Consider the following 15,031-nt stretch of genomic DNA (forward strand, 5'->3'; position numbering starts at 1 on the left):
CAGGTGCATAATAAATTTAAGAATCCAAAGCAACTTCATCAACGGAGTCGTGCGGTTCCGGTTCCGGCACGCGCGACAGGACAATCAATCCGATGATGAAAAGGATGACGAGACTGAAGACGCCGAAGCGGGAGTCGCCGGTCAATTGCGCGGTGACAGCTACTAAGATTGGTCCCATAATGGCTGCGAATTTACCGAAGACGTTATAGAAACCGAAGAACTCATTGGAATTCTCTTTCGGCACGAGCTTGCCGAAGTAAGAGCGGCTCAATGCCTGGATGCCGCCCTGGCTGGAAGCGACCAGCATTGCGAGAACCCAGAAGTCGCCGATCGTTTCCATGAACATGGCGTAGATACAGACGACGATGTAGACGCAGATGCCGACATACAGCATCTTTTTGCCGGTAAAGCGGTCAGCGAGCCGTCCATACAGTAGCGCGAACGGCGCAGCGACGACTTGTGTGGCGAAAAGAACAATCAGCAGACTGGTCGAAGTGAGGCCCAGATCCGTTCCGTATGCAGTCGACATTGCAATGATCGTGCCGACGCCGTCAATATAGAAGAAGTAAGCGATCAGGAACAGCACGATGGCGCGGTATTGGCGGATTTCCTTCAATGTCTTGCCGAGGCGCTTGAAACTTTGCCCGACCGGATTCGGCTCCCGTTTGATGAAATAACGCTGATGGACGTTTTTGAACATCGGAATCGAGAAGCAGACCCACCAGACAGCTGTGATCAAAAAGGCGACGCGGCTCGCGTTGGTGACTGATAAAGGCAGCACTCCGTTTTGCGCTAAAAGAATAATGGCAATTGAGATGATAAATGGAATAGTGGAACCGATGTAACCGAGACCGTAGCCGAATGAAGACACACGGTTCATGCGTTTTTCCGTTGCGACATCCACGATAAAAGCATCGTAGAAAAGGTTGGATCCCGTCGCGCCGAGTGCTGCGAAGATATAGCAGACCAGCATCAACAGCCAGTTATCGCTTGGCACAAACGCCAGCATCGCGGTCGAAAATGTACCCAACAGGAAGAAAGCGGTGAAAAATTTCTTCTTCATTCCTTCATAATCTGCGATTGTCCCAAGAATCGGACCGATCATCGCAAGGATAAATGTGAAGATGGCAATCGTGTAGCCGAGATAGGCGGTGGAATCGGATAAACTGACCCCCGCGTCCGTCGCGGCAGCTTTATAATAGAGCGGAAAGACGGCCGTAGTGATGATAATTGAATAAGCTGAACTTCCCCAGTCATACAGCGCCCAGCTTTTCTCTGTCTTCGTGAACTTTTTCATCTCCTGATTCCCCTTAGTAAATGATAATTTCATTGTACAAGAACTGCAGGGGAAAAGAATCACTTTTGAAAATATTTACTGAAATTTTACATAATTTCGGTCGTAAGGTTAATAAAACATCATTATTTGAGCCGCCTCTATGATTCCGTTACACTTGTAAAAGATTGCGAAATGAGGAGAATGGCTATTGAAAATGATTTCGTGGAACGTAAACGGTTTGCGGGCTGTCGTGAAAAAAGGCTTTATGGAGTTTTTCGAGGCAGTGGACGCAGATATATTCTGCCTGCAGGAGATTAAATTGCAGGAAGGGCAAATTGAGATGGATCTTCCCGGTTACCATCTTTACTGGAATTACGCGGAGAAAAAAGGATATTCGGGGACGGCGATTTTTTCAAAATACGAACCGCTTTCTGTGAAGTACGGCATCAACCATGCGAACCACGAAAGTGAAGGGCGCGCAATCACTCTGGAATTTGAGGACTTTTACTTGGTGAATGTCTATACGCCGAACTCCCAGCACGGATTGCTGCGTCTCGATTTCCGTCTCGAATGGGAAGAAGCGGTGCTCGATTACGTGAAGGAACTCGACAGCCGGAAGCCGGTCATCCTGTGCGGTGACTTGAATGTGGCACATCAGGAAATCGACTTGAAGAACCCTAAGGCGAATCTGAAAAATTCCGGATTCACACCGGAAGAACGCGGGAAAATGACCGAATTTCTGGCGAACGGCTTCACTGATTCGTTCCGCTATTTCAATCCCGATTTGAGCGGTGCTTATACTTGGTGGTCGTACCGCACCAATTGCCGGCCACGGAACATCGGATGGCGCATCGATTATTTCATCGTTTCCGACCGCTTGGCACCGGAAATGAAACAGGCGAAAATCCATAAAGATATTTTAGGATCCGACCATTGCCCGATTGAACTTGAATTGAAATGAAAAGAGCGTCCGGAGAATTTTCCGGACGCTCTTTTCTATGTCTAGACTCCAACGGCCAAGCTCTGTGGCACAAATGCTGCTCCTGCATCGCTGCGCTAGCTTCGTCGCAAAGAGATGTCCCAAATTACATTTGGTCCATCTCTTGCTTGTCGGGGCTTAACGGGCGCCGTCGCTTTTCTTAGATCCCCATTACATGCTTCGCCAACCGCTCGCAATTGTTCTGGTCGAAATAGTCGATGTAGAGCGGTGCTTTCGGATACCACTCGTTTGTCGTGATGTTTTCTTCGACAATTTTCTTGAGATATTGATAAACTTCCTCGAGCGAATCAGCTTTGTAGCCATAGAGGTCCCTATCAAGGCTCAAATAAGTGCCGCGGCGCGCCAGGTATTCCTCTTTATCGAACATGTTGAAGATGATGGGTTTATTGAGGTAAAGGAAATCCCAGGAAACGCTTGTGATATCGGTGAGCAGCATGTCGTTTTCGACAATGGCTTTTTCAATGGAGGCATGGTTGAAATCCTGGAATTCGATGCCGCTCTCCCGATGGTCCAGGCCGGTAAAGTGCTTTTCGAATTTTCGCATGAACGGATGCAGTGCGACGCGCATATGCAGATCGTTTTCGGAAATCAGTCGGCGTATGCCTTCGTGGCTAACAAGTCCAAGCGTGTTATTGAAATAATCGCTTTCGACGAATTCCTCTTCAGTCAAATCAAAGAGCCATTCACGCCAAGTCATCATCATTAAAATCTTGCGGACTTGCGGCGCAGGTTGATTTGTCTGAAAACGGTCGAAACGCGGAAATCCGGTGACGATCAGTTTATTCTCCGGAATCTTCCATTGATTGAGCTTCAGATCTTTTTCATATTCTGAAGCGCAGTTAAAGTAATCCGTCCGCGCCAATAAAGGAACATCTTCTTTTTGGATCAATATTTTCTTGAATCCTTCGATTCCGTGGCTGACATGGGTGATGATCGTTTTCCGGTTAAGGAACAGGAATTTATCGACGGATGGCGCAATGTCATACATCAGCGAATGGCCATGGAATGAATAATCGGCTTTGAAAAAAAGGCGGTAGTTCCGGAAACTTCCGAGCGGGACAGCGTTGGCGAGCTGCTTGTCTTGTGCGTAGGATTTTTTCGGATCATACATCCAGTATGCCGTGACTTTATCCTGATGATTTGCGATCAGGTATTTATGGAAGACGGCCGCATTGTCCTCGTACTTCTCTCCAAGGTTACCACCGACCAAAACTATTTTCTTATCACCTTTGAAGGTGGGGAAGAAAGAAAGTAAATAAGCTGCCGTAACTTTCAAAAAAACTTTCAGGGGATCAAATCTCCCTCTTTCTTTCAACTCGATGCTCATGTTCAGCCCTGCTTTCATATGGTTGTTCTATTCCTAATTTTTTCATATCCTCGGCTCTTTGTCCATCTGCAGGCAAATAATCATTTTTCATTCAAAGTGAGGTTTAATAATTTTAATAATGGGAAGAATATAAGGTGATACAAGTATGCGAAGGAGGATTCTATTATGAAGGAAAACAATGAAGAGAAACATCGGAAAATGGGAACCGGAGAGAACGAAGAAACTCTGACGACCCGTCAAGGCCATCCAGTTAAAGACAATCAGAATATACGGACTGTCGGAAACCGTGGTCCGGCTACATTGGAAAACTATCATTTCATAGAAAAAATTTCCCACTTCGACCGTGAAGAAATTCCTGAACGCATTGTCCACGCCAGAGGTACAGGAGCTTTCGGTTATTTCGAAACATATGGTACAGTCGGCGACGAGCCGGTGGAAAAATATACAAGAGCTAAAGTATTTTCAGGCAAAGGCAAGCAAACACCGTTGATGGTCCGCTTTTCAACAGTGGCAGGATCGCGCCACTCCCCGGAAACTGACCGTGACCCGCGTGGTTTTGCGGTTAAGATGTATACAGAAGATGGAAACTGGGATTTGGTCGGCAACAACCTGAAAATCTTCTTTATCCGTGATGCGATGAAATTCCCGGATATGATCCATGCTTTTAAAACAGACCCGGCATCGAATATTCCGGATCCACAGCGGATGTTCGATTTCGTGGCGCGTTCACCTGAAGCGACGCATATGATTACAATCCTGTTCTCGCCTTGGGGTATACCGGCAACCTACCGCCATATGCAAGGTTCCGGCGTCAATACCTATAAATGGGTCAATGACAAAGGGGAAGCGGTACTTGTCAAATATCATTGGGAACCAAAACAGGGTATCCGCAATCTGACACAGAAAGAAGCCAGTGAAATCCAGGCGCAGAACGTAGGTCACGCAACACAGGATCTATACGAAGCAATCGAAAGAGGGGACTATCCGGAATGGGAACTGTTCGTTCAGATCATGAGCGATGATGAGCATCCGGAACTCGACTTCGATCCACTGGATGATACAAAATTATGGCCGCAGGATAAATTCCCGTTCCTTCCTGTCGGTAAAATGGTATTGAACCGAAATCCGGTTGATTTCCATGCTGAAATTGAGCAGGCGGCATTCGGTACGGGCGTCCTTGTCGACGGACTGGATTTCTCGGACGACAAAATGCTGCAGGGCCGTACGTTCTCTTATTCAGATACGCAGCGTTACCGTTTGGGCGCAAATTACCTAAAGCTTCCGGTCAACTCACCGAAGAAACGGGTAGCGACGAACCAGCAGCGCGGCATGATGGATGTCAAGAATCCGCATGAAAATCCGTCGAATCCTTCCATTAACTATGAACCATCCGTACTGGGCGGCTTCAAGGAAGCGGATAAGGAAAATACACCGGATCACGAACCGATGTACAACGACAGACTTATGAAAGCGCCGATCGACCGTACCAATAACTACGGGCAAGCGGGTGAAACATACCGCAGCTTCGAAGACTGGGAACGCGATGAGCTGATCAATAACCTTGGGGATGCACTTTCTGTCTGCGACCCTCGCATCCAGGATGAAATGATTGAGCACTTCACACAGGCGGATGAAGATTATGGCCGCCGTGTACGTGAGAATCTTGAGGAAAAACTGGAAGCGATGAAACAGATGAAAGATTCTGAACCGAAATTGATGGGGCAGCCTGCTTCAAATAAATTGGCGCAGGGTGCAGCTAAAAAAGGGCACGAGGCTGAAAAATATTAATAACAGATGAAAGTCCGGCAAGCCGTTCCGACGGTTTGCCGGATTTTTTTTTAGGTTTAAAAAATATAAATGTTCAAAGTTTGATAAAGCTTTAAAAGGAGCGGAGTGTTGTCCAGACTCCAACGGCCAGCTCCTCGAGTCGTAAGCCACTTTGGCTGTATGGCTGGAAAGACGCCATTTCGCCAAAGTGGCTTACGCTTGTCGGAGCTTAACGGCCGTTTCCGCTTTTCTAAAATTTCTTCAAACACTTTCGCTTGTTCATCCGTTATCTTAATGAGAGAGGCAATAAATGAGAAAGCGGGGAATGGAATGGATACTGAAACGATGTACGAAAACTTGAAAACTGATCTGATCCGTTTCGCCCGTTCCATTTCCCGGCACGAGCAGGAAGCTGATGATCTGATCCAGGACGCTCTCGAAAAATCGCTCAAGGAAAAAGAGCTGGTGAATCTGCCGAACTATAAGCAGCGGGCTTGGTTTTTCCGGGTGATGAAGAATCGGCTGATTGATGACAGGCGGAAAGACCATAGAATCTCGGAATGGGAAGAAGAAATGGATTTTCCGGAGCAGGCATTGGCGGTCAACCGGCTGGAGATGACTGAATTGCTGTCGCATTTGACTCCGGAGATGGCTGATCTCGTGTTCAAGCGTTATTGGCTGGGTATGACCAGCAAGGAAATCGGTGACCAGCTTCAAGTCCCGGCAGCGACCGTCAGGTACAAGCTGCATTTTGCGATTAAAAAATTGAGAGACATACTTTAGGAGGAATAAGGATGAAACAGACAGTCGGCAATGTAGGCGTATTGAATTTATTGAATGCAACAGAACAAAGTGTCCAGGCTTATGAAAAGATCGGAAACGTTGGCCTGGTGCTGTACAGAAGCGGCCAATCGCATCTTTTGGCGGCGCTGAATGTCGGCAATATCGGAAAGACGGTCGAAGTGCCGGACGACTTCAATTACTACAATGGTACGCTTGAAATCAATAAGGACTACCTCGATTCAATCGATCAGCCGATGAAGATGGTGCTGAACGGCATGCTGATCATCGCGCACGACGTTCAACCGGACCAGTTGAAGAAAGGGCTGCTCGACATTATTGTAAATGGTGAAATCTATACACCGTCTAAATTAGCTGGACAAGTGAACCAGCAATTTTCACAGGGCAGCCGTATGATAGAAGTTTATGAAGGCGCGCCGCCCCGGCTTGAAAACGGCAGCATCACCTTGAGCAATGCTTTTCTGGAAGCGGCGGACGAGCCGGTGCATCTGGTGGTCAACGGCATGCTGACTATACCTACAGATATTGACGCGGCTTTATTCGAATCAAAAATCAAGAAAATCGCCGTCAACGGCATGGTGTCCGTCCATGAAGAGCAGGAAGCGCTGCTTCACCGAAAAATGGATTCTGCTCCAAATGGCGTCATCGAAGTGATTCCAGCCGGTTACCGGATCTTGAAGAAAGTGCTCCGCATTAATTCACGTTCGATCAAGAGCTTCCGCAATGAAAAATTGCTGACGAAAAAACCGATTATTTTCGAAGCGGATGTTCCGAGAGCGGCGCTTGAAAATTCAATCGACCGCATCGACTCGAAATCGTTCATCGTCTGCAGCGAAGAAATTGAAGATCTGATCTATGAAAAATTGGCGCGGCTGGAAACGGAAGTGCTGTCTTACAGCAATCGTTTTATCTTGATTGAAGGAGAAGAGCACTGGTCCAACAGCCAGTTTGAATCTCTGCAGGAGCCGGTAAACCTGATAGTCGACGGCATTCTGGCAATCGATGAAGATGTAGCTGCCGACACGTTACTCTCTAAGATAGAAACACTGGATATTTTCGGAGAGGTGCAGGCGGCTTCAGCAGGAATAAAAGGCGCGCTGCAAGGGAAAGTCCGGGCAAATACGGGAAGGATTTCACTGAAGCAAGAGAAACAGGAAGAGAGCAAGCCTAAGGAATCCAATAATATCGGAGAATTGTCACTGTAGGAGGGGAGCCAGAATGCTCTATGAAGAGGAAGTCGCAGCAGCAATGAAAACCTGGTGTATCGAACTGTATGAGAATTTATGTGGTGATGAAAATACCAAGGAAACAATAAAAAATAAAACAGGATTTCGCTGCCGGCGAATCTGGTGACCGGAAAACCGGCACAATTTCTGAACGGCGCTGCGAGTCCTGATAATGAGGAGGAAAACTGATGTTTCGTACAGATGAAATGGCAGTTAGACAAAGAATGGAAGACATTCGCTCGGAAGTGGAAGCATGCCGTACGAAAAGCCGCCGGAAAGACGTGAAGCCGGATCGCAATCCCATCTGGATCGTTCTGATTACTTTGTTCAGAAAATAATAAGAAAAGCGCCGCAAGGAAGATTGCGGCGCTTTTCTTATTATTATGGGCGTTTCTGCTTTTCAAGTCTGCACGGCTAATCGCCACTTCGCTGGTCAGTCTTATGCCTTTCAGAGCTTAACGGGCACAGTCGCTTTTCTCACTTAAAATCCAACGACGAGTGATTGACGCCGAATACATTCTCCACGTCGATCAGAAAAGCGATGCCCCGGCCTGGCGCGTTAAGGTCGACTGCCTGTTCGATGCTATTGACCACTTTATCCGTATAACTGGAAGGAACCAAAGTCAAAATAACATCTTTTTCCGGATCGATAGTGAAATTCATGAAACTCTGTCGCTCATTGACACCGGTGCCACGGCCGCTTAAAATTGTTCCGCCTTCCGCTCCGGCATCCGCTGCCGCCTTAATGACTTTCTGGGAATCTCCAGTATTGACGATGGTAACGATCAATTGAAATTCATGCAGCGCATTTTCCATGATTTCCTCCCCTTTCTTTTTTCTCCGGTCGTCAGGTCGATGTGTTAAATGGGGGACTCCAAGCAGCTTGCTCAGATGAACTGTAAATCCAAGCCCGTACCCCGATTTCCCCAACTTGCCTTCACGGCTTACAGCTTCAGCGACAGGTGCTTCAATTTCTCCATCGACAGCGATGAAGATTACATCTTTTTCATGAGTAACGGGCATTCCAAGGAAAGTCGGCTTTTCATTTCTTCCGATTCCTTCTCCGTAAACAATGGTGGCTCCGTCTGCCCCGGCTTTTTTCGCTTCGGCAATGACCGGCCGCGAATAACCTCTTTTGACAATCGCAATCATCAGTTTATGGTTAAGATTCATCGGTTCTGTTCCCGCCTTTCCTATTGAAGATTAGCCCCAGAATAAGCACAGAGATGATCGGGGTCAATGCCACAAGCGCGATCAACCCGAATCCATCAGCGAGCGGATCCCGTCCGGCTGTTACAGATGCGACTCCGACGGCCAGGGAAGATATGAAAGTGACCGTCATTGGCCCCGTAGCTACACCGCCTGAGTCGAAAGCGATGGCAATAAAAATATCGCGTGATAAGAAAATCAATATTAAGACGATCAGGTACCCGGGAATTAAAAAATACCAAAGTGAAATGCCGGTCAATATCCTGAGCATCGATAACGCTATGGAAAAGCCCACCCCGATGGATAATGTATAGAGCATTAACCTTGCGGAAATGTAACCGCCGGTGACTTCATCGACTTCATCATTCATAATGCTGACAGCCGGTTCCGCAAAAGTCGCAGCAAAGCCAAGGACAAAGCCGATGGGAATAAGAAACCATTTTGTATTTCCTTCGCCGAGAGACTGTCCCATCAATTCACCGACTGGCATAAACCCAACATGGACCCCTTGCAGAAAAAATGAGAGGCCGAGAAAGGTCAATATAAATCCGATGCCAACCTGCTGGAGTCTTTGTAACGGCAATTTCAACATGAAAATCTGAAAGATTCCGAAGAAAATAAGTAAGGGCACCAGAGCGAATGCGACTTCCTGCAGCACACTTCCGAATCCTTCGAAAACATGGATTTCCATCAGAAAATCACCCCCAGAATCATGACTGCCAATATCGGCCCGATTGAAGCAAGACCGATCAAGCCGAACCCTTCTGTTTCATCTTTTGAATCACGGGGTCTTAGAGAAGATGCAATACCAACGCCGAGTGCCAGGATGAAAGGGACTGCCATCGGCCCGGTGGTGACTCCACCGGCATCAAACGAAATTGGCACAAAAGCCTTGGGGACGAAAAAAGATAATAGAAAAACGGCGATATATCCGCCAATCAGGATGAAGTGCAATGGAATATTAAAAAGTGTCCTGATCATGGCCAGCGCAACGAAAATCGCCAATCCCAATGACACTGAAAGAATCAATATCGTCGAGCTGATGGCCCCTTCGGACACTTCATCGATTTGAGTGGCCAACACACGCAAATCCGGTTCTGCGACAGTTACAACGATCCCCAGGAGAAAACCGGTACCGATGATCAGCCAGGCACTCTTAGTTCTAGGCAATTGTTTGCCGATCATTTCTCCAATTGGGAGAAGCCCTGCGTTTACTCCCAATAAAAACAGGAAAAAGCCGATGCTGACAAAGAAAACGCCAACGAGGAATTGAAGCAAAGCCTCCATCGGCAGACGAATAATTGCAATCTGTAAAAAGATGACTACAATGGTAACAGGCATAATGGCTGCAACAACTTCCTTGAAGGTATTCTTAACATTATTCATCCTGTCTCTCCTTTTTCACTTTTTCCTGCTATTCCCTATGCAATTTTGCTGTAAACTTAACAAAAATATGGTTTATTTGCAATAGAAGTTAAAATTGAAAAGAGAGCCAAAACTTAGGAGGATAAAAAATGGGCAAAATGAAAAGAGCTGAACCCAAGCTTCCAGTGGAACTGCCTGATAGTCTGTTCGAAGAAGCGATGGACGATCATTACATAACAAATTGCCGTATTTCCCAGGAGACCATTGATTTTGAAGCGGAGCGCGCGTTGCATATCGATACAGTAGTATTCGAGAATGTGAATTTTGTTGATATTGTCTGGCCCAGAAGCGAATTTGTAGACGTTGTTTTTATCAATTGCGACCTATCCAATGCCGACTTCAGCCGGTGTGTCTTTCATCGCACCGAATTCCGGAATTCCAAACTGATGGGAACGAATTTTGCGGAAGCGGGAGTTCGGCATACGCTTTTCACTGAGTGCGTCCTCAATTACGCAGCTTTTGGATTTTCCCTGTGCACTTTCTCGAAATTCGACACTTCCTCAATGCGGCAGGCGGACTTCTATGAAGCCGAATTGAAAGAGACGGAATTTACGTCGTGCGACATGAATGAGATTAATTTTGCTGAAACAGATCTTAAAGGCGTCGATCTCAGCACGAACCGGTTCGAAAATATACAGGTGACAATTGAAAAATTAGCAGGATGTACAGTTTCGCCGAACCAGGCGCTGGCGTTTGCGCGTCAGCTTGGCATGCAAATAAAAGACGATTAATAAGTTTCATTTATTCCAAACAGTGGCGAAAGCTGCTGTTTTTTTCTTTTTATTTTGGATATATTAAACATTTATTAATTTAGTTTGATTTTATCATTTAAATACTATTTTTTATTAATATAATTTTAAAGTGAACAGTATTAACTAGTGTGTATTTAAAACTTTAAACCTTTAGTTGTAGTTATTAGGATTCAAGGAATAATATATGTCCAAAAAGTTCACACAATATTCAAAAACATTAAAAAATATTATATAAAGATATTGTAAATATAGCTAATGTACAGTATATTTTAAATAGTTAGAATTTTAACAAAGAAGGAGCATTAGTAAAATGGAAGATTTAAGCAAAAAGATAAAAACATTGCGCGAAGAAAAAGGGGTATCCCCAGAGAAACTGGCAGATGATATTGGATTTGCAAAAAGCACAGTCTGGGCATATGAAAGCGGCAAGAAACAGATTTCTGTCAGCCACCTGGCGCGTCTAGCGGATTATTTCGAAGTTTCGGTGGACAATTTACTGGATCGAGAAGAACGGAGAATCGATTTGGATTTGCAAAATTGGACGAATTTTGCAGATTATAATCTGTTGCTCGACAATAAGCCGTTGAATCACGATGAAATAGCGGAAGCGGCATCTTACATTAAAGTGAAACGGCGCATGGGAAGCTTTGGTATGGCAACTTCATAACTGGCGGCTTTTGTCACGGCTACTCATTCCGGTGTATGGAATGGGTTTTTTTATTGCCTTGGATTAACATCTTGCGTCTTAACGCTGTTAGAATCGTTTTAATTTGTGATAAAGTCAAAGTAGGATATAAGCATTTCAATTGAGTGGATTACTGCTTGGAATGCTTAGATGAATCAGCTAATTTTTTGAAAAGCAGGCGATTAATCCATGGAGCGTTATACTTTATACCAAACATACAGACTTGGCATCCTCATCGACCATTTTAAGACCAAAGAATTGATAGAAGAGCTGGACGAATTTATTGAAGATACCCCAACTGAAGATATCCCCCACGTATTTTATGTTCTGTCGCTTGCGAGTGACCGGCGCACAATGCTCCAGCTCCTGACCGATCTTTCAGAGGGAGTGGATGATGAGCTTCCTGCCAGTATCATTGTGGGCTTATTACATAGGGATCAGGACAGATATACGACTGAGGAGCTTTACCGGAAAACGTCCTTGCTCGCTTCGCTGTTAAAAGATCCCGACAGCGATGTGGCATGGGAGTTCAGGGCATTGAATGAAGCTAATGAAGAAGCGCAAATGGCATACGGCATGCGCTTTAAACGAAAAAAGACCAGAGAGCGGATGCTGGCCAAAAATGAAAAAGATCTGCGTAATGCATTAGCGAAATATGCGAAGTATGCAGCTGAATTTGATAATAAAAATTGGGGTAAATGAATTCCACCCATAAATCCGGCAAGATGCTGATAGGGCATTTCGCCGGATTTATTTGTTTAATGCGATTTCTGAGGGGAAGATATCCAATAGGAAAAGAAAAACTCAGGAGGGATTTTGCATGCCGAAAACGATTTTTATTACAGGTGCAGGAAGTGGACTGGCTAAAGGCACAGCGCTCGGTCTGGCGAAGAAAGGCTACCGGGTTATCGCACCGGTAGAAACAGCGCCGCAAGTTACGTCATTAATGGAAGCGGCAGAAGCTGAAAATGTGAATTTGGAAATCTTTAAAATGGATATAAAAAATCCACAGGACCTTGCGCAGATGCATGACTATGATTTTGATATCTTTGTAGCCAATGCGGCAGTCAATGAAGGCGGACCGCTCGGGGAAGTGCCGATGATGAACTTCCGTGAACTCTTTGAAGTCAATGTCTTCAGCACTCTGGAAACTGCGCAGATTGCTGCCCGGAAATTTGTTGAAAAAGGAAAAGGCAAAATCATTTTCATGTCATCGATGGCCGGCATCATGTCGACGCCGTATGTGGGACCCTATACCGCAACCAAACATACCATTGAAGCGATCGCAAAAACGATGCGGAAAGAACTGGAAGAGTTTGGCGTGCAAGTGGCAACGATTAATCCAGGTGCTTTTGACACCGGCTTTAATGACCGCAGTGCGGAAGCGAAATGGAAATGGTACGATGAAAAAATTCATTTCACGAAGAAGGAAGATATGGAAGAAGCCGACCAGGCACTCGAAGATCAATACGATTCTAAAGATATGATCGCTAAAATGGTGGAAGTGATTCCACAGGACAACCATAAATTCCGTACAGTCTATCCGCAGGAAACCGAGAAGCAGATGAAAGAGGAAGAAGCGAAGCATTGGGACCTTGAAATCTGATGAGCTGAAGTCCCGAAAAATTTAGTCAATTGCATAAAAACTCACTAAGCGCCGAAGGCTGTTGCCTTGGGCGTTTTTGTGGATTCTAGGGCAGGAAAAAGTGGCCGAAATATGGTAAGGTAAGCAGTACGAATCGAGTTTTAGGAGTGTTAACTATTGTTGGAAAAAGCAAGAGAATTACTACAGACCTATTTTGGCTATGAAACATTCCGGACCGGGCAGGAACAGGCAATATCCCAAGTTTTTGAAGGCTCGAATTCGATTTGCGTCATGCCGACAGGCGGCGGGAAATCGATGTGCTATCAAATTCCCGCTATGGTCATGGAAGGGACGACCATCGTAGTTTCGCCATTGATTTCATTGATGAAAGACCAAGTGGATGCACTGCTGGCAGCTGGAATTCCGGCTGCTTATATAAATAGTTCGATGGATTTTGAAGAAGTTCGGGAAACTTTATACGATGTGCAGCGTGGAGCTGTTAAATTATTGTATATTGCGCCTGAACGCCTGGACAATGAAATGTTCCTGAACGAATTGCAGGGAGTTCATGTGCCGCTGATTGCAGTTGATGAAGCCCATTGTATTTCACAGTGGGGTCATGATTTTCGTCCGAGCTACCGGCTGATCAGCCGCATGATGGAGCTGTTTCCGAATAACCCGACAGTTTTGGCGCTGACTGCAACCGCCACGCCGCAAGTCCGCGAAGATATTTGCCGCATTCTTAAAATAGAAGAACGCCATACCATCATGACGGGCTTTGAACGCGCGAATCTGACCTTTTCAGTTATCCGCGGCCAGGATCGTGAGCGTTTCCTTAAGGAATATGTCCAGAAAAACGATAAAGAAGCAGGCATCATTTATGCGGCTACCCGCAAAACTGTGGATTCTGTATATGAAACGCTGCTGAAAAAAGGCATCAAAGCCGCGAAATACCACGCCGGCATGCCGGATGACCAGAGAAGAGCCGGTCAAGAGCAATTCCTTAATGACGAAGTGACTGTGATGGTGGCCACTAATGCCTTTGGGATGGGTATCGATAAAAGTAATATCAGGTACGTCGTGCATTACCAGCTGCCGAAGAATATGGAGAGCTATTACCAGGAAGCCGGACGGGCTGGCCGTGATGGTCTGCCAAGTGAGTGTATTGTCCTCTATGCTTCACAAGACGTTCAAACACAGCGTTTCCTGATCGATCAGGCACAAGATCCGAGCCGGATTCCGGGAGAACTGGTCAAGCTGCAGGGCATGGTTGATTATTGCCACACTGAAAATTGTCTTCAGCAATTCATCATTCATTATTTTGGGGACGAAGCAGCCGGAGAATGCGGACATTGCGGAAATTGCGTGGATGACCGTGAAAGTTTGGATGTTACAAAAGACGTGCAAATGGTGCTGTCATGCGTCATCCGCATGGGCCAGAAATTCGGCAAAATGATGACGGCCCAGGTGCTGACAGGCTCCCGCAATAAAAAAATATTGGATTTCGGGTTTGATAAATTATCGACGTACGGAATTCTAAAACATCACAGTGCCAAAGAAGTTTCGAACCTGATTGAATTCATGATATCCCAGGAATTGCTGGCGGTTGAACAAGGTTCATTCCCGACCATCCATGTTCCGGATGGGGGAAGAGATGTACTCCTCGGCAAACGCAAGGTTCTGCGCAAAGGAGCTGTCATAACGAAACAGATTGCCGAAAACGATCCTCTTTTCGAAGAGCTGCGTAAAATCCGTAAAGAACTTGCCGACCAAGGCGGCGTTCCTCCGTTTGTCATTTTCTCAGACAAATCCTTGCAGGATATGTGCTCCAGACGGCCAAAAACGGCTGAGGAATTTCTTGAAGTCAACGGAGTCGGTGCCAATAAACTCGAAAAATACGGAGAAACTTTTTTATCCGCTATCCGCTCTTTCGAACCCGTAAATAATTGAACGCTTCTGTCTTCGGACAGGAGTGTTT

At 45.9% G+C, this 15,031-nt stretch carries 16 protein-coding genes; 11 read left to right on the forward strand and 5 right to left on the reverse strand.

The annotated features are described in order from the left end of the window. Positions 1-16: 16 nt before the first annotated feature. Positions 17-1,297, reverse strand: a complete 1,281-nt coding sequence (locus tag AC2Q9J_RS06145) for an MFS transporter (RefSeq protein ID WP_499038109.1) — start codon at positions 1,295-1,297, stop codon at positions 17-19. A gap of 187 nt (positions 1,298-1,484) precedes the next feature. On the opposite strand from AC2Q9J_RS06145, the gene AC2Q9J_RS06150 reads away from it, so the two are divergent. After that, on the forward strand, positions 1,485-2,237 hold the full coding sequence (locus AC2Q9J_RS06150) for an exodeoxyribonuclease III (protein ID WP_499038111.1): 753 nt from the start codon (positions 1,485-1,487) through the stop codon (positions 2,235-2,237). A gap of 178 nt (positions 2,238-2,415) precedes the next feature. On the opposite strand, the gene AC2Q9J_RS06155 is transcribed toward AC2Q9J_RS06150, so the two are convergent. After that, positions 2,416-3,603, reverse strand: coding sequence for a CDP-glycerol glycerophosphotransferase family protein (locus AC2Q9J_RS06155; RefSeq protein WP_499038113.1), 1,188 nt, complete (start codon positions 3,601-3,603; stop codon positions 2,416-2,418). 165 nt (positions 3,604-3,768) lie between these two features. Between AC2Q9J_RS06155 and AC2Q9J_RS06160 the strand changes: the two genes are divergently transcribed. From AC2Q9J_RS06160 to AC2Q9J_RS06180, 5 genes are all read left to right on the forward strand, one after another. Continuing rightward, the gene (locus AC2Q9J_RS06160) at positions 3,769-5,391 is read left to right on the forward strand and encodes a catalase (RefSeq protein ID WP_499038115.1); all 1,623 of its coding nucleotides are present in this window, start codon (positions 3,769-3,771) and stop codon (positions 5,389-5,391) included. A gap of 273 nt (positions 5,392-5,664) precedes the next feature. Further along, positions 5,665-6,153: an RNA polymerase sigma factor gene (locus tag AC2Q9J_RS06165; protein ID WP_499038278.1), complete on the forward strand. Its 489-nt coding sequence runs from the start codon at positions 5,665-5,667 to the stop codon at positions 6,151-6,153. Positions 6,154-6,164: 11 nt separating this feature from the next. Next, positions 6,165-7,376 (forward strand): hypothetical protein, encoded by a 1,212-nt coding sequence (locus AC2Q9J_RS06170; RefSeq protein ID WP_499038116.1) that lies wholly within the window; start codon positions 6,165-6,167, stop codon positions 7,374-7,376. 13 nt (positions 7,377-7,389) lie between these two features. Further along, positions 7,390-7,524: a hypothetical protein gene (locus AC2Q9J_RS06175; RefSeq protein WP_499038118.1), complete on the forward strand. Its 135-nt coding sequence runs from the start codon at positions 7,390-7,392 to the stop codon at positions 7,522-7,524. Positions 7,525-7,585: 61 nt separating this feature from the next. After that, positions 7,586-7,735: a hypothetical protein gene (locus AC2Q9J_RS06180; RefSeq protein ID WP_499038120.1), complete on the forward strand. Its 150-nt coding sequence runs from the start codon at positions 7,586-7,588 to the stop codon at positions 7,733-7,735. A 139-nt stretch (positions 7,736-7,874) separates the two neighbouring features. Here the strand turns inward: AC2Q9J_RS06180 and AC2Q9J_RS06185 are convergent, their stop codons facing one another. From AC2Q9J_RS06185 to AC2Q9J_RS06195, 3 genes are read right to left on the reverse strand one after another with little or no spacing between them, the layout of a single operon-like run. Beyond that, the gene (locus AC2Q9J_RS06185) at positions 7,875-8,570 is read right to left on the reverse strand and encodes a P-II family nitrogen regulator (protein ID WP_499038122.1); all 696 of its coding nucleotides are present in this window, start codon (positions 8,568-8,570) and stop codon (positions 7,875-7,877) included. After that, the gene (locus AC2Q9J_RS06190) at positions 8,560-9,297 is read right to left on the reverse strand and encodes a DUF1538 domain-containing protein (RefSeq protein ID WP_499038124.1); all 738 of its coding nucleotides are present in this window, start codon (positions 9,295-9,297) and stop codon (positions 8,560-8,562) included. The genes AC2Q9J_RS06185 and AC2Q9J_RS06190 overlap by 11 nt, the downstream gene beginning before the upstream one ends. Next, positions 9,297-9,992 carry a DUF1538 domain-containing protein gene (locus AC2Q9J_RS06195; protein WP_499038126.1) on the reverse strand — a complete coding sequence of 232 codons (696 nt, stop codon included), beginning with the start codon at positions 9,990-9,992 and terminating at the stop codon, positions 9,297-9,299. Before AC2Q9J_RS06195 ends, AC2Q9J_RS06190 begins: the two co-directional genes overlap by 1 nt. 128 nt (positions 9,993-10,120) lie before the next feature. On the opposite strand from AC2Q9J_RS06195, the gene AC2Q9J_RS06200 reads away from it, so the two are divergent. From AC2Q9J_RS06200 to recQ, 5 genes are all read left to right on the forward strand, one after another. After that, positions 10,121-10,762 (forward strand): pentapeptide repeat-containing protein, encoded by a 642-nt coding sequence (locus AC2Q9J_RS06200; protein WP_499038129.1) that lies wholly within the window; start codon positions 10,121-10,123, stop codon positions 10,760-10,762. Between the two features lie 331 nt (positions 10,763-11,093). Then, positions 11,094-11,450, forward strand: a complete 357-nt coding sequence (locus tag AC2Q9J_RS06205) for a helix-turn-helix domain-containing protein (RefSeq protein WP_499038131.1) — start codon at positions 11,094-11,096, stop codon at positions 11,448-11,450. Positions 11,451-11,657: 207 nt separating this feature from the next. Then, positions 11,658-12,170, forward strand: a complete 513-nt coding sequence (locus tag AC2Q9J_RS06210; RefSeq protein WP_499038133.1) for a hypothetical protein — start codon at positions 11,658-11,660, stop codon at positions 12,168-12,170. A 118-nt stretch (positions 12,171-12,288) separates the two neighbouring features. Continuing rightward, positions 12,289-13,074: an SDR family oxidoreductase gene (locus AC2Q9J_RS06215; protein WP_499038135.1), complete on the forward strand. Its 786-nt coding sequence runs from the start codon at positions 12,289-12,291 to the stop codon at positions 13,072-13,074. Between the two features lie 156 nt (positions 13,075-13,230). After that, positions 13,231-15,003, forward strand: a complete 1,773-nt coding sequence (recQ, locus tag AC2Q9J_RS06220; protein WP_499038137.1) for a DNA helicase RecQ — start codon at positions 13,231-13,233, stop codon at positions 15,001-15,003. Positions 15,004-15,031 lie beyond the last annotated feature (28 nt).

The sequence above is a fragment of the Planococcus sp. RAB007_Raresut genome (assembly GCF_057369535.1).